Origin of the sequence: Shewanella mytili (assembly GCF_046765975.1) — a bacterium.
In the GTDB taxonomy this organism is placed as follows: Bacteria; Pseudomonadota; Gammaproteobacteria; order Enterobacterales; family Shewanellaceae; genus Shewanella; species Shewanella mytili.
In genome coordinates, this window is sequence record NZ_JBKOUD010000014.1 from 26,842 (window position 1) to 50,901 (window position 24,060).

The window sequence follows — 24,060 nt, forward strand, 5'->3', positions numbered from 1 at the left end:
AACTTGTCTTGGTTACCCAGCCTAAACCGCAGCTGCACCGGATACAATTTCCGACAGTTCCTGCGTAATCGCAGCCTGACGGGCTTTGTTATATACCAGTTGCAGATCATCAATCAGGTTGCCTGCGTTGTCTGTTGCTGCTTTCATGGCCACCATTCGGGCAGCCTGCTCAGAAGCAATATTTTCTACAACGCCCTGATAAACCTGAGATTCCACGTAACGAACCAATAATTTTTCCAACAGTTCTTTTGGATCTGGCTCGTAAATGTAATCCCAGCGATGTTGCACATCGTCATCGTCGGATTTAGGCAGAGGCAGCAGCTGCTCGATCACGGGCGCCTGGGTCATGGTGTTAATGAACTTATTGAACACCACGTACAGACGATCCAGTTTGCCTTCGTTATAAGCCTGCAGCATTACCCGCACAGTGCCTATCAGGTCTGCCAGCTTGGGTGCATCACCCAAACCGGAGGCTGAGGCCTGCACCTTGCCACCAAAGCTTCTGAAAAACTGCACACTACGAGCACCGATAGGGCAAAATTGCACTTCGGCACCCTGTTGTTCCCAGTTTTTCACGTCTGCGACAACCTTTTTGAACAGGTTGACGTTCAGACCACCACAAAGACCACGGTCGGTTGCCACAACAATGTATCCAACCCGCTTGGCTTCTCGCACCTCCAAATAGGGGTGTTTGTATTCGAGAGAACCTTGCGCTACGTGACCGATCACCTTACGCATACTTTCCGCATAAGGACGACTGGCAGCCATGCGATCCTGCGCTCTGCGCATTTTACTGGCTGCCACCATCTCCATGGCGGAAGTGATCTTTTGTGTGTTTTTCACACTGGAGATCTTTGATTTAATCTCTTTTGCGCCGGCCATCTCTACTCTCCAATCTGGACCAGAGGTGCCTTATGGGCACCTCGCGTGTTGTTACCAGGTTTGGGTTGCAACGAACTTCTCGATGCCCGCTTTCAGTTCACCTTCAATATCGGAGTTGTAATCACCAGTATTGTTGATGAGCTTCATCAGCTCGGCATGCTCGCTATGCATAAAGGAGAGCAGGGCAGCTTCAAAATCACCGATTTTCTTCAGTTCGATGTTTTTCAGGAAGCCTTTTTCAGCAGCGAAAATGGACACAGCCTGATCTGCAACGCTCATCGGTGAATATTGCTTCTGCTTCATCAGTTCGGTTACACGCTCACCATGCTCCAACTGGGCACGGGTGGCGTCATCCAAATCGGATGCGAACTGAGAGAAGGCAGCCAACTCTCGGTACTGTGCCAGAGCAGTACGGATACCACCGGACAGTTTCTTGATGATCTTAGTCTGAGCTGCACCACCTACACGGGAAACGGAGATACCTGGGTTAACCGCTGGACGCAAGCCAGAGTTAAACAGGTCGGTTTCCAAGAAGATCTGACCATCGGTAATCGAAATTACGTTAGTCGGTACGAACGCAGATACGTCACCAGCCTGGGTTTCAATAATAGGCAATGCGGTCAAAGAACCGGTTTTGCCTTTTACTTCACCATTAGTGAATTTTTCAACATATTCTTCGTTTACGCGGGAAGCACGTTCCAGCAAACGAGAGTGCAAATAGAAAACGTCACCTGGGTAAGCTTCACGTCCTGGTGGACGACGGAGCAGCAATGAAATCTGACGATATGCAACGGCCTGTTTGGACAGGTCATCATAAATAATCAGTGCATCTTCACCGCGGTCACGGAAGTATTCACCCATTGAACAACCGGAATATGGCGCCAGGTACTGCAGTGCTGCAGCTTCTGATGCGGTAGCCACAACCACGATGGTGTTGGCCAGCGCGCCGTATTCTTCCAGTTTGCGTACCACGTTGGCAATGGTGGAGGCCTTCTGGCCAATTGCTACGTAGATACATTTAACACCAGAGTCTCTCTGGTTAATAATGGCGTCAATTGCCAGTGCAGTTTTACCCGTCTGACGGTCACCAATGATCAGCTCACGCTGACCACGACCGATGGGGATCATGGAGTCAACTGCTTTATAACCGGTTTGTACCGGCTGTGATACTGACTGACGCTCAATAACACCAGGGGCAATCACTTCAACAGGTGCAAATCCATCGTTATCGATAGGACCCTTACCGTCGATAGGTTCACCCAGGGTATTAACAACACGCCCCAGCAGACCACGACCTACCGGTACCTGCAAAATGCGACCGGTAGTTTTTACTTTGACGCCCTCAGCCAAATCGGCATAAGGACCCATTACCACGGCACCGACAGAATCACGTTCAAGGTTCAACGCGATTGCATAACGATTGCCAGGCAGCTCGATCATTTCACCCTGCATTACATCGGCCAGGCCATGAATGCGGATGATACCGTCACTTACCGAAACGATAGTACCTTCGTTACGGGCTTCGCTGACAACGTCGAACTGCTCGATCCGCTGCTTAATCAGATCGCTGATTTCAGTGGAATTCAGTTGCATGCTCAAACTCCCAATTACGATTGCAGCTTATCAGACAAACGGTCAAGTTTGCCGCGAACTGACCCATCAATCACCAGGTCACCCGCTTTGATAATCACGCCAGCGATAAGCTGGGCATCCACGCTGCAATTCAGCTTAACTTTGCGTGCGAGACGTTTCTCTAAAGAAGTGCTGATCTGCTCAAGTTGTGAGTCAGAAAGTGATGTCGCAGACACCACACTGGCCTCAACTTCCTTGGCCCATTCCAGTCGGTATTCAGCATATTGCTGAGCAACTGCAGGCAGTACTTCCAAGCGATCGTTTTCGGCCATCACCTTGATCAGATTTTGACCATTGGTATCCATCTGTTCGCCACAAACCTTAATGAAAAGCTCTGCAAGACGATCACTGGCCATAACACCAGCGAGTAGTGGCTGCATGGTCTCGTTTGCACTGACCAATGCGGCAAAGTCGAGCATTTCTGCCCACTTGTCCACAGCCTGATGTTCAACCGCAAAATCAAAAGCTGCCTTTGCATAAGGACGAGCAATGGTGGTTAACTCAGCCATAACTCCACTCCCTTATCAAATTTCCGCAACAAGTTTATCAACAATGTCACGCTGGGCGGCTTCATCAATAGAACGCTCGAGGATTTTCTCTGCACCAACAATGGCAAGAGTCGCGAGCTGCTTGCGCAGATCCTCTTTCACACGGTTACGTTCAGCTTCAATTTCTGCTTGACCCTGAGCGATGATTTTTGAACGCTCAGCGTCTGCTTCGGCTTTGGCTTCGTCAATGATCTGAGCCTTGCGTTTATTCGCAGACTCAATGATTTCGTTGGCGGTAGCTTTGGCTTCTTTGAGTTGATCAGAGGCTTTCTCCTGAGCCAACTCCAGGTCTTTAGCTGCACGGTCAGCGTCTGCAAGACCGTCAGCAATCCTTTTCTGGCGCTCTTCGATGGCATTCATCAAAGGCGGCCAAACAAACTTCATGCAGAACCACACGAAGATAAAAAAGGCGACCGTCTGACCGATTAGGGTAGCGTTGATATTCACAACAGCCTCCTATTTAGATTAAAGACAGAAGCGTTTTTTACAGCATTGCACCCAGAGGGTTGGTGAACAACATATACAGCGCAATACCCACACCGATCATGGTTACGGCGTCAAGCAAACCCGCTACGATGAACATTTTCACCTGCAGCATAGGAGCCATTTCTGGCTGACGAGCAGCACCTTCAAGGAACTTGCCGCCGAGCAGACCGAAGCCAATAGCGGTACCTAAAGCACCCAGACCAATGAGCAAAGCAACAGCAATTGCGGTAAAGCCCAGAATCGTTTCCATCTGTATCTCCAGTTTCTAAATCTATGTTAGTTAATGATTTAGTTTAAAAATTTCTTCAGCAATCCTTAATGATCTTCATGCGCCATGCTTAAGTAAACGATTGTCAGCATCATGAAGATAAACGCCTGCAGCGTGATAACCAAAATATGGAAAATCAGCCAGCCCAGGTGCAAAGTCACACCCAGTGCAGCAATTGCCATATTGGCACCATACATCAGCGCAATAAGGATGAAGATCAACTCACCAGCGTAAAGGTTACCGAATAGACGCAAAGCCAATGAAATAGGCTTAGCAATCAGGGTAACTGTCTCAAGCACGAAGTTGACCGGTATCATTGCCTTTACATTAAAGGGCTGCAGTGTCAGTTCTTTTACAAAACCTGAAATGCCCTTGATCTTAATGCTGTAATAGATAATCAGCCCGAACACACCCAGTGCCAGACTGAAAGTCACGTTAAGATCTGCCGTCGGAACCACCCTCAGATGTTGGTTGTGATCACCAGCAACCAGCGCTGCCACTTGTGGCAACCAGTCAACCGGGATCATATCCATGAAGTTCATCATGAATACCCATACGAAAATGGTCAGAGCGAGAGGTGCAATCAGTTTGTTGCGGCCATGGAAGGTTTCCTTAACGCTGCTATCCACAAACTCGACAATCATCTCGATAAAACATTGAAGTTTACCGGGAACGCCGGTTGTGGCTTTTTTGCCAACGCTGCGGAACAACCACAGGAACAGAACACCAAGCCCTACAGAAAAGAGCAATGAATCAATATGCCATGTCCAGAAACCACCGTCATGTCCTGAAGCCCAGAACGTCAGGTGGTGCTGGATATATTCCTGCGATGACACTTCACCAGTTGCAGACATGATTCATCCCACTTAACTTTGCTTGAAGTATAAAGGAGCTGTCCAATGCACAATTAACCCCAGCAAATAACAAACAAAAAGCGGCATGAATGCCGTTTTTAGTAAAATAAATGCCATTGAAAACAATGCGATAGTTAACAGCAACTTTACCGCTTCCCCCCAGTAAAAGCCTTTGAGCACTTTTGCTGCAGCGCTAGCCCCCGAATGGGAGAACGCCAGGGTCGCGAACACGAAATTAGGGACAACAGCAATAACAGCACCGGCTAATGCCGACATACCGCCATTCTCCCCTTGCATAACGAAGAACACCACCGAAGCCAATCCGGTAACCGCGGCTTGAAGCATTATCAGTTTGTAGGCTGACTTGCGGCCACGACGAGCCAAATTAGCAATCAATCGATCTTCTCCGTAATTCCTTTTTGTTTCGGTGACCGAGTATGAAAAAAACTGGGCGCCGGCGCAAAAAGCTTGCGAAAGTATACCTTTTCGATGCATTCACGCAACGTTGACAACACTAAAAAAAAACTACCCAAAGTTTCTTTAGTATTAAGTTATACAATCACTTATCATTTTAATTTGTAATTAATTTACAGATTTCTTTTTTGAAATAAGTTTTATTTACCAAAATCAGTTTATCTTGGCGATAATTCCGTCTAATTCCGATAAATCGTGGTAATTAATTACAATTTTACCTGCACCCTTGGCAGTATGGGTAATATTAACTTTTGTGCCCAATTTTTGAACTAATTCGCTTTCCAGCCGTGTCAGATCTGCATTTTTTATATTTTTTTCAGTTTTCTCTGGAGGATTTAACACTTTGTTGATCAGTCTTTCAGTTTCACGAACTGTCAATTCTTTTGCCACAACAACCCGCGCCACGTGCAATTGTTGATCCCCATCAAGTGCCAACAGGGCCCGAGCGTGGCCCATGTCAATATCGCCACGTTCAAGCATCACTTTCACGCCGTCATTCAGGGCATTGAGGCGCAACAGATTCGACACGCTTGCCCGCGATTTACCAACGGCATCGGCAATCTGTTGATGGGTCAGGGAAAACTCTTCAATGAGGCGATTGAGCGCAATGGCTTCTTCCATGGCGTTAAGATCTTCCCGCTGGATGTTTTCTATCAGGGCGATGGCAACAGCGCTTTCATCCGGGACCTGCTTGACGATGCAGGGGACTTTGTCCAGTTGTGCCAACTGGGCGGCCCGCCAGCGACGTTCGCCGGCAATGATTTCATAGTGTCCGTTATCAATCTGACGCACCACGATGGGCTGGATGACGCCCTGGGCCCGAATGGATTCGGCCAGTTCTTCCAGTGCGTCCGGAGACATGTCTTTACGCGGCTGGTATTTACCGGGTTTTAGCAAATCCAGGTCAAGATTCAGTAATAATTCACCCTTGCTGACATTGGATTCAGGCCCATCCGTTGTTTCCCGCTTTTGATTGGCGGCATGACTGGTGCTAAGCAGTGCATCCAGGCCTTTTCCCAAACCGCGTTTTTTCAATGTCATTGTGGTTCCTTTCGCTTTTTATACTTGTTCTGCCTGATGGGTTTGTTGCTCGGCGCGGCGGATGATTTCGCCGGCCAGTGCCAGATAGGCTTTGGCGCCGGCACTGCCCTTGTCGTAATACATGGCGGGGGCACCAAAACTTGGCGCTTCTGCCAAACGCACGTTGCGGGGGATGACGGTGCGGTACACTTTATCACCGAAATGCTGTTTAAGCTGATCGGAGACATCATTGGACAGGCGATTGCGCGGATCGTACATAGTCCGCAAAATGCCTTCAATCCCCAGCCCGGGATTGACCATGGACGCCAATTTGGAGACGGTGTCCATCAAGGCGGTCAATCCCTCCAGGGCATAATATTCACACTGCATGGGTACCAGCACGGAATCCGCCGCCGACATGGCATTCACCGTCAGCATGTTCAACGATGGCGGGCAGTCGATAAAAATAAAGTCATAGTCATCCCGCACGGCAGACAAGGCGTTACGCAGGCGGATTTCCCGGGCAAAAAACTCAATCAGTTTAATTTCTGCGGCGGTCACATCCCCATTGGCGGCAATGAGATCGTATTTGCCCACGGTATCCCTGATGACCACCTCATCAAAGGGTTTTTCATCCACCAACAGTTCATAGGCGGTGTTTTCCACTTCGTATTTGTCAACACCACTGCCCATGGTGGCATTTCCCTGGGGATCTAAGTCAATCAGCAATACCCGACGCTTGGTTGCCGCCAAAGATGCCGCCAGATTGACACTGGTTGTTGTTTTCCCTACGCCACCTTTCTGGTTGGCTACGGCAATGATTTTCGCCACTCTGTCACCTTATCCATCAAGATTATTTTTTACCCGATTGTTACCAAGTTGCTTGATACGCCAATGAATTGCAAGAAGCTCAGTCCCTTGGAGTGATGATCAACAGGTGCCGCTGTTCATCCAGTTGGGGCACGTTGAGGCGAATAGACTCCGCCACCGCGTATTTGGCTGGCAACATGGCAAGCTCTTCATCATCCAGCTGCCCCTTGAGCGCATAAAAGGCGCCGTGGGCAGCAGGCAAATGACCACACCAGTTCACCATGTCGCTTACCGACGCAAAGGCCCGGCTCAGTACGCCATCAAAGGGGGTTTCAGGCTGATAATCCTCCACCCGGCTTTCAACGGATGTAATGTTGTTAAGCTTCAGTTCTATTTGCACCTGCCGCTGAAAACGGATGCGCTTGCCCAGGCTGTCCAGCAGCACAAACTGTTTACCGGGATTCAATATGGCCAACGGGATCCCCGGTAATCCGGGCCCGGTTCCCACATCAATGAAACGCTCCCCTCGCAGGTAAGGTGATACCACCAGACTGTCCATGACATGGCGAACCAGCATCTGTTCCGGCGCCCGAACCGAGGTGAGGTTATAGGCCTTGTTCCATTTGTGCAAAAGCGCAATAAATGCCAGCAATTGCTGTTGTTGGGTGTCGCTCGCCACAATTTTGGCGTCGTCAAGATAGTGTTTCAGCTGCGCTGTCAGCACAAAAATAACTCCTGATTATGATGCGGAGGTTATTATGAAGCCCCAAAAAGACTAAGGGAAGCCTGACACTTCCCTTAAATGCCTTTAAAGGCGGGGATCAGGCACTGCGGCGCAGTAATCCACGTTTTTTCAGGTGTACCAGCAAAATGGAGATGGCCGCCGGTGTGACGCCGGAAATCCGCGATGCCTGACCGATGGTTTCCGGTTTGTGCGCATTGAGCTTGGCAATCACCTCATTGGATAACCCGGGCACTTCCTGGTAATCCAGTTCCAGTGGCAGGCGGGCATTTTCATTGCGCAGCGCTTTTTCTATCTCGTCCTGCTGGCGTTGGATATACCCGGCATATTTCACCTGGATCTGAATTTGCTCGGCTACATGGGGATCGCTGACGCCGGGGCCAAACCCTTCCACGGCCATCAGTTTTTCATAATCCATTTCCGGCCGGCGCAGCAGTTCCTCAAAGGAGGCTTCCCGGGAAATGGGGGTGTTAAGCTGCGGATTAAGCGCATTTACCAAAGGAGAGTTCACATGGACCCAATGGCTGCGTAAACGCTGCATTTCGGTGTCGATGGCTTCCATTTTTTCAGAAAAAGCCGCCCAGCGCTGATCGTCCACCAATCCCAGCTCACGTCCTTTCTCGGTCAGACGCAGATCGGCATTATCTTCCCTGAGCAACAAGCGGTATTCCGCCCGGCTGGTAAACATCCGGTAGGGTTCTTTGGTGCCAAGGGTGGATAGGTCATCCACCAGCACGCCTAAATAAGCCTGATCCCGCCGAGGGCACCAACTGTCTTTTTCCTGCACTTTAAGTGCCGCATTGGCGCCCGCCAGCAACCCTTGGGCCGCGGCTTCTTCATAACCTGTGGTGCCATTGATTTGTCCAGCAAAAAAGAGTCCGTCAATGGCTTTGGTTTCCAATGAGTTTTTCAAATTTCTCGGATCGAAATAATCATACTCAATGGCATACCCGGGACGCAGGATTTCAGCGTTTTCCATGCCTTTAATGGATCTGACCAAATTGATCTGCACATCAAACGGCAAGCTGGTGGAAATGCCATTGGGATATAACTCATGGGTATTCAAGCCTTCTGGCTCCATGAATACCTGATGGGAACTCTTGTCGGCAAAACGGTGGATCTTGTCTTCAATGGAAGGGCAATAACGAGGGCCAACCCCTTCGATGATCCCGGAATACATGGGGCTGCGATCCAGTCCGCCACGGATGATCTCATGGGTACGCTCATTGGTATGGGTGATATAGCAAGAGATCTGTTGCGGATGCTGAGCCACGTTTCCCATGAATGACATTACCGGCAACGGAAAATCGCCTTTTTGTTCCGTCATTTGGGAAAAATCCACAGTGCGGGCATCAATGCGTGGCGGAGTGCCGGTTTTTAGGCGGCCCACAGGCAATGCCAAGTCCCGTAAACGTTTGGCCAAAGCAATGGAGGGTTCGTCGCCGGCTCGTCCGCCGCTGTAATTTTGCAGCCCGATATGAATTTTACCGCCAAGGAAGGTGCCGGTTGTCAGTACCACCGCTGAGGCGGCAAATGCCAACCCCATTTTGGTGATAACGCCGGTCACTCGGCCATTTTCAACCACCAGATCATCTACTGGCTGCTGAAATAAACGCAAATTGGGCTGATTTTGCAAAATGCGTTGAATGGCTTGCCGATACAGGGCCCGGTCAGCTTGAGCCCTGGACGCCCTGACCGCAGGGCCTTTACTGGAATTAAGAATGCGGAACTGGATGCCGGCATGATCGGTAGCGGTTGCCATCGCACCGCCCAAGGCATCTATCTCTTTTACCAGATGCCCTTTGCCTATGCCGCCAATGGCAGGATTGCAGGACATCTGCCCAAGGGTGTCAAGGTTATGTGTCAGCAACAGGGTTTTACACCCCATTCTGGCCGCCGCCAACGCCGCTTCGGTTCCGGCATGCCCTCCACCGACAACAACTACATCAAACCGTTCATGAAAACGCATTTTAAACCTTCTGTGACACCAAATAATCAAAAACCAAGTAGCCGATCATTTTAGCATTTCAAAAGAGGTAGGTGAACGATCTATTTAGGGATTAGATCCCGTCAAGGATCAGGCTATTAGATCTTAAGATCTTTATATAGATCTGTTTATTACTCTTACTATTAGGATCGTCACTTTCTGTGGAAAATGGTATTTTTTAAATAAATACATAAGGTTATTTAAAAATTAAGCTGTGATCTATTGTCGATCTACAGGCGGATAGGGTGGGGATAGATCGGCAAGTTATCCACACCCCGGTGAGGTGGCCAATCGGGAGGATCATCCATGCAACGGTTGATCAGATCAATATGACATTTTATCCACATATTTATTATTTTATATTTATTTATGTGGATAAAATGGTACTTATCTGTGTGTATATGGGTATGAATTATATCGCCTAGATGATCACAGTTCGCCAATCCAGTTTCTAAGCCAATGTAAAGCAGCATCTTCCGGGACAGGATCCCGTTGTACATCAATCTGAATCTTATCCACAAAAGCCGTTGCGCCTTTTTCCGTTAACAGGGCGGCGAGTTTTTCTGGCCCCTGACAAAAAGTGTCATAGCTGGAGTCGCCAATGGCGCATAAGGCATATTCCAGTTGCTGGAAAATATCATCTTCATCGGCCACTTGTTGATAGAGGGGTTGCAGGTTATCCGGCAGATCTCCCGCGCCATGGGTGGACGATACAATCAGCCACAGGTTTGTGGGGTCCAGCTGCGATAGCTCCGCTGCCAAATGGATATTGGCGTTATGTCCCTGCTGTTGCAGTTCTGTTGCCAACTCATCCGCTACATATTCTGCGCCGCCCAAGGTGGTGCCTACCAGAATCTCAATTGTTGCCATGTTGTGTCCTTGATAATGCATCGGTAAAAACCGGGAAAAATGCTGGGGGCATGGTAATTCATTAAGGGTTAAGGCTGAAAGTGGTGGCTCACATCCGTTAAAAGGCTTTGTGTTAACTGTTTGTTTATTTGCCAGCTTTGCCCCTTGCCATTGTGGGTCAGCAGGTGCGCGTGGCTTGCCTTTCAGGCCGGTTAGGGTTAACAACCTGGGCAAAACTTATGCATTTTATTCATTAACAAGCCTGAATAAATGCTTTTTTATCTACCTAAACAGACATTAGGTTTAACCACTTAACCATTGTGTGTTCAGAAATATTTTGTGATAATCTTCACGTTTATCGAACTACTCAGACAAAAATCACATTTTGTTTGTGTGGAAAAGTGGCATCAATCAATCATCAATTGCGCCATGAGTGCAAATTACATCAAAACAAAATGTTAACACTTTGTTTTGAATGTAAATATAACAACGATGATGAGAGATGAAATGAACGATGCTTGGGCGATTGAACAAGGGTTTATTTTTCCGCCACTATCCAATGGTTTGATTTATACGGAATGGTGCTGACGTCTATGATGTCGTCGCCGAGCTGTTATCGGTTCGATATCAATAGCGTTGTTCACGCTGCTGCCTTTCTGGCAGTGGATGTTATCAACCTCTGTCATTAGAGGAAGGTTCTTTGTGTTTATTCGTAGCCTAAGTAAAGTCGCTTTGGCCAGCATGGTGTTATTCCTGGCTGGCTGTGAAGGGGGCGTGCTCGACCCGAAAGGACATGTAGGGTTGCAGGAAAAAAATCTGATTATTGTCGCCACGGCATTGATGCTGTTGGTGGTGATTCCCGTCATATTTATGACCCTGTATTTTGCATGGAAATACCGCGAAGGTCGCGATGAGCCCTATACGCCTAAATGGGCGCATTCAAAAACAATCGAAACTGTTGTGTGGATAGTTCCGGTTATCATTGTCATTATTCTTGGCACTATTGCCTGGAAAACCACCCATGAGCTGGACCCTTACCGGCCACTGGATCATGAACGTGATCATTTGACGGTAGAGGTGGTGTCACTCAACTGGAAATGGCTGTTCATTTACCCGGAACAGGGAATTGCCGCCGTTAATGAGCTGGTATTTCCAACAGATGTTCCCGTGCAGTTTAAGGTCACGTCCGATTCGACCATGAACTCGTTCTTCATTCCCCAGTTAGGTAGCCAGATATATTCCATGGCGGGTATGGAAACCAAGTTGCACTTGATTGCCAATGAGCCCGGCACCTTTAACGGTATGTCTGCCAACTACAGCGGAGCCGGTTTTACCGGGATGAAGTTCAAGGCCACGGCAACAGCAACAGACGCTGATTTTGAAAAGTGGGTTGCTTCCGTGAAGGCCACAGGTTCAGTGCTGAATTCTCAGAGTTATGCTGAGCTGGCCAAAACCAGTGAAAACAATCCTGTGCAGTATTATGGCGCTGTGTCAGACGGTCTGTTCCATGAGATCGTGATGAAATTCATGCAGCACTACAACGACTGGAGCAAGGACGGTAAAGCACATGGCGAACATCAGGGACACGGTAATGCTGAAGCGGCACCGTCTGATATGCATATGATGCATCATGATTCGTCATCTACCGTTGAACACGCCAAAGCCAATGGGGAGGCGTAGGGATCAACATGTCTTTATTAGGTAAACTTTCTCTTGATGCGGTTCCTTTCCATGAACCTATTGTAATGGTGACGCTTGCTGCTGTTGCTGTGGGTGGTTTGGGATTGCTGGCCGCAATTACCAAGTTCAAAAAGTGGGGCGTACTTTGGCATAACTGGATCACTTCAGTGGATCATAAACGCCTGGGGATCATGTACATCATCCTGGCGATGGTGATGCTTATCCGTGGTTTTGCCGACGCCATTATGATGCGTACCCAACTGGCGCTGGCCACCAATGGTGCAGAGGGCTATCTGCCACCTGAACACTATGATCAAATCTTCAGTGCTCACGGCGTCATCATGATCATCTTCATGGCCATGCCATTTATGGTCGGTTTGATGAACATAGTGTTGCCGCTGCAGATTGGGGCGCGGGATGTGGCTTATCCGTTCCTGAACAACCTGAGTTTCTGGTTAACGGCTTCGGGTGCGGTACTGATTAACATCTCCCTTGGGGTTGGTGAATTTGCCAAGACAGGTTGGGTGGCTTATCCGCCGCTGTCAGAGCTCACGTACAGTCCAGGGGTAGGGGTTGATTATTACATCTGGGCGCTACAGATATCGGGGCTTGGAACCTTGCTCACGGGGATTAACTTCCTGGTGACCGTGTTCAAGATGCGGGCGCCTGGCATGAAGCTGATGCAGATGCCGGTATTCACCTGGGCATGTACCTGGGCCAATATCCTGATTGTGGCTTCTTTCCCCATTCTGACCGCCACGCTGGGCATGCTGACGCTGGATCGTTACATGGACTTCCACTTCTTCACCAATGAAGCCGGTGGTAATGCCATGATGTACATCAACCTGTTTTGGGCCTGGGGTCATCCCGAGGTGTACATCCTGATTTTGCCCGCGTTCGGGATTTTCTCTGAAATCGTCTCCACATTCAGCTCCAAGCGGTTGTTTGGTTACACCTCCATGATTGTGGCCAGTGGTGCCATTTCGGTGCTGGGCTTCATTGTATGGCTGCACCACTTCTTTACCATGGGGTCCGGTGCCAACGTCAACGCCTTCTTTGGGGTGATGACGATGATTATTGCCGTACCTACCGGGGTGAAACTGTTCAACTGGATTTTCACCATGTACCGGGGCAAGGTGCGCATTACCGTCCCCATGATGTGGACACTGGGTGCGATGACCACCTTTACCATCGGTGGGATGACCGGGGTGTTGCTGGCGGTGCCTGGTGCGGATTTCGTGCTGCATAACAGTTTGTTCCTGGTGGCTCACTTCCATAACACCATTCTGGGTGGCGCAGTATTCGGTTACCTGGCCGGGTTTGCCTACTGGTTCCCGAAAGCCACCGGTTTCCACCTGAATGCCAAATACGGCAAGGCCGCTTTCTGGGGCTGGCAGATAGGTTTTTATGTTGCCTTCATGCCGTTGTACGTGTTGGGCTTCTTGGGGATGACCCGTCGTTTGAACCATACCGATAATCCGGATTGGAACATTTGGCTGTATATCTCCACAGTGGGTGCCTTCATTATCCTGTTTGGCATCATCTCCCAGTTCATTCAGTTGTATGTGTCCATTCGCGATCGTGAGCAAAACCTGGACACCACCGGGGATCCATGGGATGGCCGCACGCTGGAATGGTCGACTGCAAGTCCGCCACAGTTCTACAACTTTGCCAAATTGCCCGATGTTCACAGCATTGATGTGTTTGCCGAGCAGAAGGAAGAGGGCACCGCTTATGCGAAGCCGGCACAATATTCAGCTATCCACATGCCAAAAAATACTGCGGCAGGGGTGCTGATTGGCGCTGCGCTGACAGTCATGGGCTTTGCGCTTATCTGGCATATTTGGTGGTTGGCTGCGCTTAGTTTTGTCGGAACCGTGGGGCTGTTTATTGCCAGATCCTACGATTCAGACGTGGATTACTACGTACAGCCCGATGAAGTTAAGCAGATAGAAGAAGCCCATCTTAAAAATGTTGCGGAGGTAGCGGCATGAGCACCCTGAGTCACACTGTGGATGCCGGCGCACACGACGAGCATCATCACGATACCGGTAATGTCACGCTGTTCGGTTTCTGGCTTTACCTGATGACGGACTGTCTGTTATTTGCTTCCGTCTTTGCCACCTATGCCGTGTTGTTCATGAATACGGCCGGTGGGGTATCCGGTCACGATATTTTTGAGCTGGATTACGTGGCGGTAGAAACCGCGGCGCTGCTGCTCAGTAGTATCACTTACGGCTTTGCCATGTTGGCCGCCCATAAGAAGAATGTGTCAGGCACCTTGGGGTGGCTGATGATCACCTTCATTCTTGGGGCCGTCTTCATCGGCATGGAAGTGAATGAATTCTACCATCTGATTGCCCAAGGGAACGGGCCGGATCGTAGTGCATTCCTTTCCGCATTCTTCGCGCTGGTGGGCTTGCACGGCTTACACGTTACCGCCGGCTTGATCTGGATGGCCATCATGATGATGGAAGTGGTTAAACGGGGACTGGGTAACCGTACCATTACCCGCCTTGGCTGCCTGAGCATGTTCTGGCACTTCCTGGATGTTATCTGGATTTGTGTGTTTACCGTTGTATACCTAATGGGGGTTATCTAATGAGTGATTTAGCTAATCAAGCGGCTCATGATGAAAGCCATGGCAGCGTAAAATCCTATCTGACAGGGTTTGTGTTGTCGGTTATTCTGACGGCTATCCCTTTCTGGGCGGTAATGACCCAGGCATTCGATAAAACCACCACCATCGTGCTGGCGGTAACCTTGGCCGTTGTGCAGATCATTGTGCATCTGAAGTATTTCCTGCATCTGGATTTCACGCCACATGGCAAGGAAAACACCATTGCATTTTTGTTCTCTGCACTGATTATCGGTCTGGTTGTCGGGCTGTCTATCTGGATCATTTACAGTGCCAATGCACTGATGATGTATATGTGAGTTTGCCATGATGAACCCTTATCTCAATGTAACCAAACCCGGCATTATCATGGGTAACCTGATTTCTGTGGCTGGAGGCTTTTTCCTGGCATCCCGCGGGCAGATTGACTGGTTGCTCATGCTGGCAACCATCGTGGGATTATCACTGGTGGTGGCATCAGGTTGTGCCATTAATAACTGCATAGACCGCGACATTGACGCCAAGATGAAGCGTACCCGCAACAGGGTAACGGTCACGGGGGAATTGTCTGCGGCTAAAGCATTTTGGTTTGGGGTATTACTGGGAACGGTAGGGTTCACTGTATTGGCTGTTTACACCACCCCCATGGCCACCCTGTTTGCCGTCATAGGCTTTGTGGTTTATGTGGGGTTTTACAGCCTTTACATGAAACGGAACTCGGTTTATGGCACCGTTGTGGGCAGTCTTTCCGGCGCCGTACCGCCCGTTGTAGGGTATTGTGCGGTTGCCGGGCAGTTTGATGCCGGCGCCGCCATTTTGCTGCTGATGTTCTGTTTATGGCAAATGCCGCATTCCTATGCAATCGCCATCTTCCGTTATGATGACTACAAGGCGGCTAACATCCCCGTATTACCGGTGGCTAAGGGCATTGCCAAAGCCAAGATGCACATCGTGCTGTATATTGCGGTTTTCAGCATTGTTACCGCATTGCTGCCGCTTAGCGGTTATACCGGGGCGGCCTTTATGATTGTGGCTTGTTCCACCAGCTTGTGGTGGTTAGCCATGGCATTGCGGGGATATCGCAGTGATGTGGATGTGAACGGCTGGGCTCGTCAGGTGTTTGTCTTTTCCATTTTCACCATTACTGCGCTCAGCATCACCATGGCACTCGATTTCAGAATGGTCACACCACAACTGTTCGTGCAGTTGTAATCAGTCCTGTTAATGTGGCCAATACCAATTGGCCACTACACTTTTTTATATTGATTTTCATAGGTTTTTCTCATCTTGTGCACCAGAATTTATCTTCGGATCACATTTGGCGCAAGAATCGACAAACCCTTCAAATCACTTCCCGATACAAAAAGAGCTGAAAATTTTGCCCAGAAGATCATCTGAGGTGAATTGGCCGGTTATTTCCGACAGTGCCTGTTGGGTCATGCGCAGTTCTTCCGCCAGTAATTCTCCGGCATGAAAGACTTCCAACTGTGTTTTGCCCTCTTGCAGGTGTTTGCCGGCTTTTTCCAGGGCATCCAGATGACGTCTACGGGCAATGAAGCTGCCTTCCAGATTGCTCTGGTAACCCATCAGTTGCTTGAGGTGCTGTTTTAACTGGGGAATTCCCAATCCGTTCTTGGCGGAAATGCGAAAAACGCTATAACCCTGTTCTTCGGTGGCCGTTAATGGTTCACCGGTCAAATCCGCTTTGTTTCGGATGACGGTAATGCCCAACTTGGCGGGCAAGCGGTCTATAAAGTCTGGCCAGATTTCCTTGGGATCCACGGCATCGGTGTCGGTGCCATCCACCATGAACAGCACCCTGTCGGCACTGTCTATTTCATTCCAGGCGCGTGCGATACCGATTTTTTCTACGGCATCTTCGGTGTCTCTGAGACCGGCAGTATCGATGATATGCAGCGGCATGCCGTCAAGATGAATGTGCTCTCGCAGTACATCGCGGGTGGTACCGGCTATTTCGGTCACAATGGCGGATTCTTTCCCTGCCAACGCATTCAGCAGGCTGGATTTGCCGGCGTTGGGCCGTCCGGCAATGACGACTTTCATGCCTTCGCGGATAAGGGCGCCTTGTTGGGCGCTGTGTTGTACTTCATCCAGTTTGGCAATAATGCCGTAAAGGGCACTGGCTATTTTGCCATCGGAGAGGAAATCCACTTCTTCATCGGGGAAATCAATGGCAGCTTCCACGTACAGGCGCAGGTTGGTGACTTTATCCACCAGTTGGTGGACTTCGTTGGAAAACTCCCCTTGCAGGGAGGCCATGGCACTTTTGGCGGCTTGCTCGCTGGTGGCATCAATCAAATCGGCAATGGCTTCTGCCTGGGCCAAATCCAGTTTGTCGTTAAGAAAGGCCTGTTCGCTGAACTCGCCGGGTCTGGCCATGCGTATGCCATCAATGGCTAAGATGGAATGTATCAGCATGTCCATCACGATTTGCCCGCCATGACCCTGGAGTTCCAGTACATCTTCTCCGGTAAAGGAGTTGGGGCCCTGGAAGAACAGGGCAATGCCTTGGTCGAGGGTATGTCCTTGAGCGTCCTTGAAGGCGCAGTAGTCAGCATAACGCGGTTTGGGCTGATGCCCTAGGATGTGCATGGCAACATCCCGTGCTTTGTTGCCGGAAACCCTGACAATGCCTACGCCGCCTTTACCAGGAGCGGTTGCCTGCGCCACTATGGTATCTGCCACCTTGTTGCATCCTTTGTTGTTTGGTTACATTGAATAAGTTAAAAGGCGGCATTTAGCCGCCTTTTAAAGGAGTGGTACCGGGTTATTTCAACCCTTTTTTCTCCAGTCCAGCATAAATGATTTTCTGTTGGATGATGGCCACAATGTTACCCATCAACCAGTACAGAACCAGACCTGACGGGAACCACAGGAAGAATACGGTAAAGACGACCGGCATCCACTGCATCATTTTTGCCTGCATGGGATCCATGGTTGGCGACATCGGCTGCATTTTCTGCATGATGAACATGGATACGCCGTTCAGGATTGGCAGCACGTAGTATGGGTCCTGTACGGAGAGGTCGTGGATCCACAGCATGAAGGGTGCATGACGCAACTCTACGCTTTCCAGCAATACCCAGTACAAGGCAAGGAAAATAGGCATCTGCAACATGATTGGCAAACAGCCGCCCATGGGGTTTACTTTCTCCTTGCGATACATCTCCATCATCGCCTGGCCCATTTTCTGGCGGTCATCGCCCAAGCGGTCTTTCAGCTCCTGTATTTTGGGCTGCAGGTTGCGCATTTTCGCCATGGAGGTGTATTGCGCCCGGGTTAACGGGAACAAAATGCCACGCACGGTGAAGGTGATGAGAATGATGGCCAAGCCCCAGTTACCCACAAAAGAGTGGAAAAACAGCATCAGTTTGTAGATGGGCACAGCCAACCACCACAGAACCCCGTAATCCACCACCAGGTTTAAGGATTCAGACAGTTCAGACAAGGCAGCCTGATCTTTGGGGCCTACGTAGAAATCCGCACCCACGGTGGCAGATGTTCCAGGAGCCACGGTGCTGGGTTGGCCACGAAAACCGATGTTGGCCATGGCACCATTGGTCACGCTACTGTAAATAACGTTGTTCTGCTCAGCTGGTGGTACCCAGGCGGACACGAAGTAGTGCTGCAGCATGGCAGCCCAACCGCCTTGGGTCTCTTTGCGCAGGTCTTTTTCCTTGATGTCATCAAAGTTGTATTTTTCGTAGCGGGTATCGGCGGTTGAGAATGCGGCCCCACGGTAGGTTGGCATCATCATGTGGCTGTCAGACGGTTTGATGGTCTGCTTGATTTGACCATACATCTGTACCTGCAGCGGCTCAGAGGAGGTGTTATTAATCTGATAATCTACCCGGATATCAAATTTGCCTCTCTGGAAGGTAAAGATTTTGGTGTATTTAACGCCGTTTGGCGCCGTATAGGTAAAGGGTACCTTGAGGGTGTCATCACCCTGTTGCAGCGTAAACTCTTTGCTGCTTACGGCATAGGCAGGGCGGCCAGCATTGCTGTCAATGCCACCGCTGCCAATCAAGCCGCTTTGGGCAATGTAGGTAAAGCCCTGGGTTTGTTCCAGCAGCACGAATGGCGCATCTTTACCTTGCTCCAATTTATGCGCCACCAACGCGGATTGCACAATGTCACCACCAACAGGATTGATCAGTACATCCAGCTGATCGGTTTTTACCCGGACTAAATCTTTGGTGGCGGCAACCGTGGGGTCAGGTACACCGGCGCTGCTGTCTGCTGTGGGCACATCTTGCATGGTGTCCAGCGTTTGAGCGGCCACTGTGGTTTCAGTCACGGCCGGTTTGGGCGCTTTATCTGTTTGCCATTGCTGCCAGATGATGACGCTGACAGCCAATAGCGCGATAAGCAGAATATTGCGTTGAGATTCCATAGCCTATTTATTACACCTGTTTTTTTTAGGGGGGACTGGGTCATTGCCGCCCGGATGCAAAGGGTGACATTTTAATATGCGTTTTATGGCAAACCAACTCCCTTTGATAGTTCCGTGCACCTGCACAGATTCTATCGCGTAATGAGAGCACGAAGGGTTAAATCGACAGCGCTGTCCCAGCATGGGGCTGATAAAAATCTGATAGCCTCTAATGGCCTTGATTATCAACCATTGAAACGGCGACTGAGCTTGCGCCATAACTTTTCCACCAATTTCCTGAGCTGTTCGTTATCCAGCTCCAGAACACCGCCACGGACCAATACCACAATGTCCACCGGTGGCAGATTATACTGATTAAGTCTGAAACTTTCGCGAACAATACGTTTTACGCGATTGCGCTGATTAGCCCTTTTTACATGACGTTTGGCAACAGTCAAGCCTAATCTTGGATGTTCAAGACTATTAGACATCGCCAACAAGGTTATTTCAGCAGAGGAGGCTTTTTGCGGGTCAGTAAAAACAGAATTAAATTGCGCGGGAGTTAACAAGCGTAACTCCCGCGAAAAGGTGTAGCTAGTCACCTAAATTTCTACTCATTCTTAGATTAAGCAGAAAGACGAGCGCGACCTTTAGCACGGCGGCGAGCCAGTACCTTACGGCCGTTTGCTGTCGCCATACGTGCGCGGAAGCCGTGAGTACGCTTCCGCTTCAGGTTGCTAGGTTGAAAAGTACGTTTACTCATGATGGCAATCCGTATTGTTAGTTAATTTGCCTCGGCCGATGAAAATCATTTCGGGGAGGTATAAAAAAGAGGCCGAATTGTAATCACATTTATAACAGGCGTCAATAAGCAGAATGTCCTGAAACGTGAATCACGGCCTTTCATAAGCGGGTTAATTGACAAAATGCACTACAAATTGTGGATAACTCTGTGCATTTACCACAACATCTAGTAGTTAATGATAATATCAACCGATCGCCGGCGGCTATTATAGATCAACCCTGATCCCTTAATAAAGTAGCAAATATCATGGATTATCACCCCACAGATCCTGTAGGATCTAGCAAGATCTGATAACCACAGAGATCTCGATCCGCTTGGGGATAATTACACATGTTCCATAGCGATTATCCAGATCTCTCTATAGAATAGCCTCCCTTGCGGAGTTGGATTGGGGATAAGTTTGTGACTGTTTCACTATGGCAGCAGTGTACCGGGAGATTGCAGGATGAGCTCTCTGCTCAGCAGTTCAGTATGTGGATCAGACCGTTACAGGCCGAAATGGATGGTGAAACCCTGGTGTTGTATGCGCCCAACCGGTTTGTGCTGGATTGGGTCAGGGATAAATATCTTAATATCATCAATCAGTTTTTCAGCGAACAACTGGGCAGTGAAGCGCCAAAGTTGCGCTTTGACATTGGCAGCCGTCCGGTTGTCAGAAATGAAGCCATCAATGGCGCTGTTGGCAAAGCCCGCCCCAAGGCCGTGACCAAACCCAGTGTTGCCGCAGCATTCAACCGCGATGACGAAGAGCCGGTAAGCAATCATCCCTACCGCAGCAACATCAATCCTACTTACCAGTTTGACAACTTTGTGGAAGGTAAATCCAACCAGTTAGGGAAGGCGGCTGCGCAACAGGTGTCCGAAAATCCTGGTGGTGCCTATAACCCGTTGTTTCTATACGGTGGTACCGGTTTGGGTAAAACCCACTTGTTGCATGCCGTGGGCAATGGGATTTTACAAAACAATCCCAATGCCAAAGTGGTGTACATGCACTCGGAGCGTTTTGTCCAGGACATGGTAAAAGCGCTGCAGAACAACGCCATTGAGGATTTTAAGCGTTATTACCGCAGCGTGGATGCGCTGTTTATTGACGACATTCAGTTTTTTGCCAACAAGGACAGATCGCAGGAAGAGTTTTTCCATACCTTCAATGCCTTGCTGGAGGGAAACCACCAGATTATCTTGACTTCCGATCGCTATCCCAAAGAGATTGACGGCGTGGAAGACCGGCTCAAGTCCCGTTTCGGTTGGGGGCTTACCGTGGCCATTGAACCGCCGGAATTGGAAACCCGTGTTGCCATTTTGATGCGCAAAGCGCTGGAAAACGGCATTAACCTGCCGGATGAAGTGGCATTTTTCATTGCCAAACGATTGCGCTCCAATGTGCGTGAACTGGAAGGGGCATTGAACCGGGTGATTGCCAACGCCAACTTTACCGGTCGCCCGATAACCATTGATTTTGTGCGAGAAGCATTGCGTGACCTATTGGCTCTGCAAGAAAAATTGGTCACTATAGACAATATTCAGAAAACCGTAGCTGAATATTACAAGATCAAGATGGCTGACATGTTGTCCAAGCGGCGTTCCCGCAGTGTTGCCCGGCCACGACAGATGGCGATGGCGCTGTCAAAAGAGCTGACTAACCAGAGCTTGCCGGAGATTGGTGATGCTTTTGGCGGCCGCGATCATACAACAGTGCTGCATGCCTGTCGTAAAATTGCCCAGCTCCGAGAAGAGAGCCACGACATCAAAGAAGATTATGCCAACTTGATCCGAACCTTATCTTCTTAATCAGGGAACAGAATAATGAAATTTTCAATTGATAGGGATGACCTATTGAAGCCGTTGCAACTGGTTAGTGGGGCGGTGGAGAGACGGCATAACCTGCCGATTCTGGCAAACCTCCTTGTGGAAGTAAGTAATCACTCACTTAAGTTTACCGGTACCGATCTGGAAGTGGAGCTGGTGGGCAGCGCTGCACTTGAAGGGGATGTTCAGGAAGGCCGCACCACCGTGCCAGCCAAAAAACTGCTGGATATCGTCAAGTCCCTGCCAGAGCAGAGTGACGTCAAAATTGAGCAACAGGACAACAAATGGCTGTTACGCTGTGGCCGCAGCCGCTTTACCCTGGCCACCTTGCCGGCGGAAGAATATCCCAACGTGGAGAGCTTTCAGCCCAATATCGAATTTACCATCAAGCAGGGCACGCTGAAGTCATTGATTGATGCCACCCAGTTTTCCATGGCCAACCAGGATGTGCGCTATTACCTTAACGGCCTGTTATTTGAAACGGAAGGCAATGTCTTGCGGGCGGTTGCCACCGACGGTCACCGTTTGGCGTTAAGCCATCGGATGATTGAAGGCGCATTGCCTGAAAACCAGGTGATTGTGCCCCGTAAAGGCGTGGTGGAACTGGCTCGATTGCTAGAAGCCGACGAGCAGGAAATCACCATTGCCATTGGCGACAACGCCATTCGGGCTACCACCTCCGTGGCCGTATTGACCAGCAAGCTGGTTGATGGACGTTTCCCTGATTACCGCCGGGTGCTGCCAAAAGGCGGCGATAAAATCGTGCTGGCCAGTCGCAACGCACTGCGTCAGGCATTGCTGCGGGCTTCCATTTTGTCCAATGAAAAATTCCGCGGGGTACGGGTACAACTGGAAAATGCCCTGTTGAAAATTACCGCCAACAACCCGGAACAGGAAGAAGCCGAAGAGATCATCGATGTGGAATACAATGGTGAACCGCTGGAAATCGGCTTTAATGTTTCTTACCTGCTGGATGTGCTGAACAGCCTGAAAACGGATGATGTACGCATTACGCTCAGCGACGGCAACTCCAGTGCCCTGATTGAAAATCATCAGGAAGAAGACTCCATGTACGTTGTAATGCCTATGCGGCTGTAAGCCGGGCAGTGCATGAGCCTGAGCCATTTTCACATAGAGCATTTTCGTAATATTGATTCAGCCCAACTGCAGCCCTGCAGTGGGTTGAATCTTATTTACGGCCATAATGGCAGCGGTAAAACCAGCCTGTTGGAAGCCATTTACTTTCTGGGCATGGGGCGTTCTTTTCGCAGCCACTTGTCCCAGCGGGTGATAGCCAACGAACAGGAAGCATTGACCCTGTTTGCCAAGCTGCAATGGCAGCAAAACGAGCACAAAGTGGGTGTGCGCCGTTATCGCAGCGGTGACACTGAAGTGCGTATTGACGGCGATAAAATCAAGCGGGTCTCGGTACTGGCCGAAACCCTGCCCATACAGCTTATCACTCCTGAAAGTTTCTCCCTGTTGTTTGAAGGCCCCAAAGCCAGACGCCAGTTCATTGATTGGGGAGCGTTTCATTCTGAGCCGACATTCTATCCCCAATGGGTGAAAGTGAGGCGGATTCTAAAGCAACGTAACCAGTTGCTCCGGGATGGAGCGGATTATGCCCAAATCGCGTATTGGGACCGGGAATTTGTGCATTACGCTGAGGCGGTTACCCAAATACGAAACCACTATGTGGACTCGTTAAATGGCTTGCTAAAGGGTATAATCGATGGGTTTTTACCGCAATCAGACATCCGGGTTTCCTTTACCCGAGGCTGGGACAGTAAAACCGCATTGGCAGAGCTTTTGAAAGCGCAATACAGCCGTGATGTAGCAATGGGCTTTACGGTGAGCGGACCCCATAAAGCGGATTTGCGTTTACGGGTCGGCAATTTGCCAGCGCAGGATGCCTTATCCCGTGGACAACTGAAGTTATTAGTGTGTGCATTACGCATAGCACAGGGAAAATTACTAAAACAACAGCTAGATAAGGACAGTATCTATCTGGTGGACGATTTGCCGTCAGAACTGGATGCCAAACATAGAAAGTTATTGTTGCAGCAACTGGATGAAACCAGTGCGCAGGTATTTGTTACCGCAATTGATCCTGCAGCAATAGCCGATTCATTAAGCGCTCCGCCGAAACGGATTTTTCGGGTAGAACAGGGGCGGGTGACGGTCATTGAATAACCGATGAG

25 protein-coding genes are annotated in these 24,060 nt (G+C 49.6%); 8 read left to right on the top strand and 17 right to left on the bottom strand.

Translation table 11 applies throughout. The features are described from left to right. Positions 1–21 precede the first annotated feature (21 nt). The 12 genes from atpG to mioC all read right to left on the bottom strand — a co-directional run bounded on the left by atpG (position 22) and on the right by mioC (position 10,573). Positions 22–882 (bottom strand): F0F1 ATP synthase subunit gamma, encoded by an 861-nt coding sequence (gene atpG, locus ACIDEJ_RS12755; protein WP_411988447.1) that lies wholly within the window; start codon positions 880–882, stop codon positions 22–24. A 51-nt stretch (positions 883–933) separates the two neighbouring features. Beyond that, positions 934–2,475: a F0F1 ATP synthase subunit alpha gene (atpA, locus tag ACIDEJ_RS12760; protein WP_411988448.1), complete on the bottom strand. Its 1,542-nt coding sequence runs from the start codon at positions 2,473–2,475 to the stop codon at positions 934–936. Between the two features lie 14 nt (positions 2,476–2,489). Continuing rightward, positions 2,490–3,023, bottom strand: a complete 534-nt coding sequence (atpH, locus tag ACIDEJ_RS12765) for a F0F1 ATP synthase subunit delta (protein ID WP_411988449.1) — start codon at positions 3,021–3,023, stop codon at positions 2,490–2,492. A 15-nt stretch (positions 3,024–3,038) separates the two neighbouring features. Further along, entirely contained in the window at positions 3,039–3,509 is a 471-nt protein-coding gene (atpF, locus tag ACIDEJ_RS12770) for a F0F1 ATP synthase subunit B (protein WP_411988450.1), read from the bottom strand. A gap of 37 nt (positions 3,510–3,546) precedes the next feature. Beyond that, positions 3,547–3,798, bottom strand: coding sequence for a F0F1 ATP synthase subunit C (atpE, locus tag ACIDEJ_RS12775; RefSeq protein WP_025011729.1), 252 nt, complete (start codon positions 3,796–3,798; stop codon positions 3,547–3,549). A 65-nt stretch (positions 3,799–3,863) separates the two neighbouring features. Further along, positions 3,864–4,670, bottom strand: a complete 807-nt coding sequence (gene atpB / locus ACIDEJ_RS12780) for a F0F1 ATP synthase subunit A (RefSeq protein ID WP_411988451.1) — start codon at positions 4,668–4,670, stop codon at positions 3,864–3,866. Positions 4,671–4,682: 12 nt separating this feature from the next. Beyond that, positions 4,683–5,015, bottom strand: a complete 333-nt coding sequence (locus ACIDEJ_RS12785) for an ATP synthase subunit I (RefSeq protein ID WP_411988494.1) — start codon at positions 5,013–5,015, stop codon at positions 4,683–4,685. A 282-nt stretch (positions 5,016–5,297) separates the two neighbouring features. Next, a complete protein-coding gene (locus ACIDEJ_RS12790) occupies positions 5,298–6,185 on the bottom strand; it encodes a ParB/RepB/Spo0J family partition protein (protein WP_411988452.1) in 888 nt (295 codons plus the stop codon). An 18-nt stretch (positions 6,186–6,203) separates the two neighbouring features. Further along, positions 6,204–6,995 carry a ParA family protein gene (locus tag ACIDEJ_RS12795; protein WP_411988453.1) on the bottom strand — a complete coding sequence of 264 codons (792 nt, stop codon included), beginning with the start codon at positions 6,993–6,995 and terminating at the stop codon, positions 6,204–6,206. A 79-nt stretch (positions 6,996–7,074) separates the two neighbouring features. Next, complete coding sequence (rsmG, locus tag ACIDEJ_RS12800; protein WP_411988454.1) at positions 7,075–7,698, bottom strand: 16S rRNA (guanine(527)-N(7))-methyltransferase RsmG; 624 nt, start codon at positions 7,696–7,698, stop codon at positions 7,075–7,077. Between the two features lie 97 nt (positions 7,699–7,795). Then, the gene (gene mnmG, locus ACIDEJ_RS12805) at positions 7,796–9,685 is read right to left on the bottom strand and encodes a tRNA uridine-5-carboxymethylaminomethyl(34) synthesis enzyme MnmG (RefSeq protein ID WP_411988455.1); all 1,890 of its coding nucleotides are present in this window, start codon (positions 9,683–9,685) and stop codon (positions 7,796–7,798) included. Positions 9,686–10,132: 447 nt separating this feature from the next. Beyond that, the gene (gene mioC, locus ACIDEJ_RS12810) at positions 10,133–10,573 is read right to left on the bottom strand and encodes an FMN-binding protein MioC (protein WP_411988456.1); all 441 of its coding nucleotides are present in this window, start codon (positions 10,571–10,573) and stop codon (positions 10,133–10,135) included. A 681-nt stretch (positions 10,574–11,254) separates the two neighbouring features. Between mioC and cyoA the strand changes: the two genes are divergently transcribed. Genes cyoA through cyoE form a run of 5 tightly spaced genes read left to right on the top strand, consistent with a single transcriptional unit; the run spans position 11,255 to position 16,061 of the window. Beyond that, entirely contained in the window at positions 11,255–12,232 is a 978-nt protein-coding gene (gene cyoA / locus ACIDEJ_RS12815; protein ID WP_411988457.1) for a ubiquinol oxidase subunit II, read from the top strand. Between the two features lie 8 nt (positions 12,233–12,240). After that, positions 12,241–14,226: a cytochrome o ubiquinol oxidase subunit I gene (gene cyoB / locus ACIDEJ_RS12820; protein WP_411988458.1), complete on the top strand. Its 1,986-nt coding sequence runs from the start codon at positions 12,241–12,243 to the stop codon at positions 14,224–14,226. Further along, positions 14,223–14,834 (top strand): cytochrome o ubiquinol oxidase subunit III, encoded by a 612-nt coding sequence (gene cyoC / locus ACIDEJ_RS12825; RefSeq protein WP_411988459.1) that lies wholly within the window; start codon positions 14,223–14,225, stop codon positions 14,832–14,834. The genes cyoB and cyoC overlap by 4 nt, the downstream gene beginning before the upstream one ends. Then, positions 14,834–15,169, top strand: a complete 336-nt coding sequence (gene cyoD, locus ACIDEJ_RS12830) for a cytochrome o ubiquinol oxidase subunit IV (protein WP_411988460.1) — start codon at positions 14,834–14,836, stop codon at positions 15,167–15,169. Before cyoC ends, cyoD begins: the two co-directional genes overlap by 1 nt. A 7-nt stretch (positions 15,170–15,176) precedes the next feature. After that, entirely contained in the window at positions 15,177–16,061 is an 885-nt protein-coding gene (gene cyoE / locus ACIDEJ_RS12835; RefSeq protein ID WP_411988461.1) for a heme o synthase, read from the top strand. Positions 16,062–16,196: 135 nt separating this feature from the next. On the opposite strand, the gene mnmE is transcribed toward cyoE, so the two are convergent. The 5 genes from mnmE to rpmH all read right to left on the bottom strand — a co-directional run bounded on the left by mnmE (position 16,197) and on the right by rpmH (position 20,008). Beyond that, positions 16,197–17,555 carry a tRNA uridine-5-carboxymethylaminomethyl(34) synthesis GTPase MnmE gene (gene mnmE / locus ACIDEJ_RS12840; protein ID WP_411988462.1) on the bottom strand — a complete coding sequence of 453 codons (1,359 nt, stop codon included), beginning with the start codon at positions 17,553–17,555 and terminating at the stop codon, positions 16,197–16,199. A gap of 82 nt (positions 17,556–17,637) precedes the next feature. After that, positions 17,638–19,266, bottom strand: coding sequence for a membrane protein insertase YidC (gene yidC / locus ACIDEJ_RS12845; RefSeq protein ID WP_411988463.1), 1,629 nt, complete (start codon positions 19,264–19,266; stop codon positions 17,638–17,640). 3 nt (positions 19,267–19,269) lie between these two features. Then, positions 19,270–19,524: a membrane protein insertion efficiency factor YidD gene (gene yidD, locus ACIDEJ_RS12850; RefSeq protein WP_411988464.1), complete on the bottom strand. Its 255-nt coding sequence runs from the start codon at positions 19,522–19,524 to the stop codon at positions 19,270–19,272. Beyond that, positions 19,491–19,847: a ribonuclease P protein component gene (rnpA, locus tag ACIDEJ_RS12855; RefSeq protein WP_411988465.1), complete on the bottom strand. Its 357-nt coding sequence runs from the start codon at positions 19,845–19,847 to the stop codon at positions 19,491–19,493. The genes yidD and rnpA overlap by 34 nt, the downstream gene beginning before the upstream one ends. Before the next feature lie 23 nt (positions 19,848–19,870). Further along, entirely contained in the window at positions 19,871–20,008 is a 138-nt protein-coding gene (gene rpmH, locus ACIDEJ_RS12860) for a 50S ribosomal protein L34 (protein WP_133038348.1), read from the bottom strand. A 444-nt stretch (positions 20,009–20,452) separates the two neighbouring features. Here rpmH and dnaA point away from each other — a divergent pair, with 444 nt between their 5' ends. The 3 genes from dnaA to recF are packed head-to-tail and all read left to right on the top strand — an operon-like array spanning position 20,453 to position 24,052. Next, positions 20,453–21,841 (top strand): chromosomal replication initiator protein DnaA, encoded by a 1,389-nt coding sequence (dnaA, locus tag ACIDEJ_RS12865; RefSeq protein ID WP_411988466.1) that lies wholly within the window; start codon positions 20,453–20,455, stop codon positions 21,839–21,841. 15 nt (positions 21,842–21,856) lie between these two features. Continuing rightward, a complete protein-coding gene (dnaN, locus tag ACIDEJ_RS12870; RefSeq protein WP_411988467.1) occupies positions 21,857–22,957 on the top strand; it encodes a DNA polymerase III subunit beta in 1,101 nt (366 codons plus the stop codon). Positions 22,958–22,969: 12 nt separating this feature from the next. Beyond that, on the top strand, positions 22,970–24,052 hold the full coding sequence (gene recF, locus ACIDEJ_RS12875; RefSeq protein ID WP_411988468.1) for a DNA replication/repair protein RecF: 1,083 nt from the start codon (positions 22,970–22,972) through the stop codon (positions 24,050–24,052). The last annotated feature ends 8 nt before the right edge of the window (positions 24,053–24,060 follow it).

Excerpts from the sequence above, each read along its gene's own strand:
- atpG (WP_411988447.1), bottom strand. The coding sequence starts at position 882 with ATGGCCGGCGCAAAAGAGATTAAATCAAAGATCTCCAGTGTGAAAAAC.
- atpA (WP_411988448.1), bottom strand. The coding sequence starts at position 2,475 with ATGCAACTGAATTCCACTGAAATCAGCGATCTGATTAAGCAGCGGATC.
- atpH (WP_411988449.1), bottom strand. The coding sequence starts at position 3,023 with ATGGCTGAGTTAACCACCATTGCTCGTCCTTATGCAAAGGCAGCTTTT.
- atpE (WP_025011729.1), bottom strand. The coding sequence starts at position 3,798 with ATGGAAACGATTCTGGGCTTTACCGCAATTGCTGTTGCTTTGCTCATT.
- atpB (WP_411988451.1), bottom strand. The coding sequence starts at position 4,670 with ATGTCTGCAACTGGTGAAGTGTCATCGCAGGAATATATCCAGCACCAC.
- ACIDEJ_RS12785 (WP_411988494.1), bottom strand. The coding sequence starts at position 5,015 with ATGCTTCAAGCCGCGGTTACCGGATTGGCTTCGGTGGTGTTCTTCGTT.
- ACIDEJ_RS12790 (WP_411988452.1), bottom strand. The coding sequence starts at position 6,185 with ATGACATTGAAAAAACGCGGTTTGGGAAAAGGCCTGGATGCACTGCTT.
- mnmG (WP_411988455.1), bottom strand. The coding sequence starts at position 9,685 with ATGCGTTTTCATGAACGGTTTGATGTAGTTGTTGTCGGTGGAGGGCAT.
- mioC (WP_411988456.1), bottom strand. The coding sequence starts at position 10,573 with ATGGCAACAATTGAGATTCTGGTAGGCACCACCTTGGGCGGCGCAGAA.
- cyoB (WP_411988458.1), top strand. The coding sequence starts at position 12,241 with ATGTCTTTATTAGGTAAACTTTCTCTTGATGCGGTTCCTTTCCATGAA.
- cyoC (WP_411988459.1), top strand. The coding sequence starts at position 14,223 with ATGAGCACCCTGAGTCACACTGTGGATGCCGGCGCACACGACGAGCAT.
- cyoD (WP_411988460.1), top strand. The coding sequence starts at position 14,834 with ATGAGTGATTTAGCTAATCAAGCGGCTCATGATGAAAGCCATGGCAGC.
- cyoE (WP_411988461.1), top strand. The coding sequence starts at position 15,177 with ATGATGAACCCTTATCTCAATGTAACCAAACCCGGCATTATCATGGGT.
- yidC (WP_411988463.1), bottom strand. The coding sequence starts at position 19,266 with ATGGAATCTCAACGCAATATTCTGCTTATCGCGCTATTGGCTGTCAGC.
- yidD (WP_411988464.1), bottom strand. The coding sequence starts at position 19,524 with ATGGCGCAAGCTCAGTCGCCGTTTCAATGGTTGATAATCAAGGCCATT.
- rpmH (WP_133038348.1), bottom strand. The coding sequence starts at position 20,008 with ATGAGTAAACGTACTTTTCAACCTAGCAACCTGAAGCGGAAGCGTACT.
- dnaN (WP_411988467.1), top strand. The coding sequence starts at position 21,857 with ATGAAATTTTCAATTGATAGGGATGACCTATTGAAGCCGTTGCAACTG.
- recF (WP_411988468.1), top strand. The coding sequence starts at position 22,970 with ATGAGCCTGAGCCATTTTCACATAGAGCATTTTCGTAATATTGATTCA.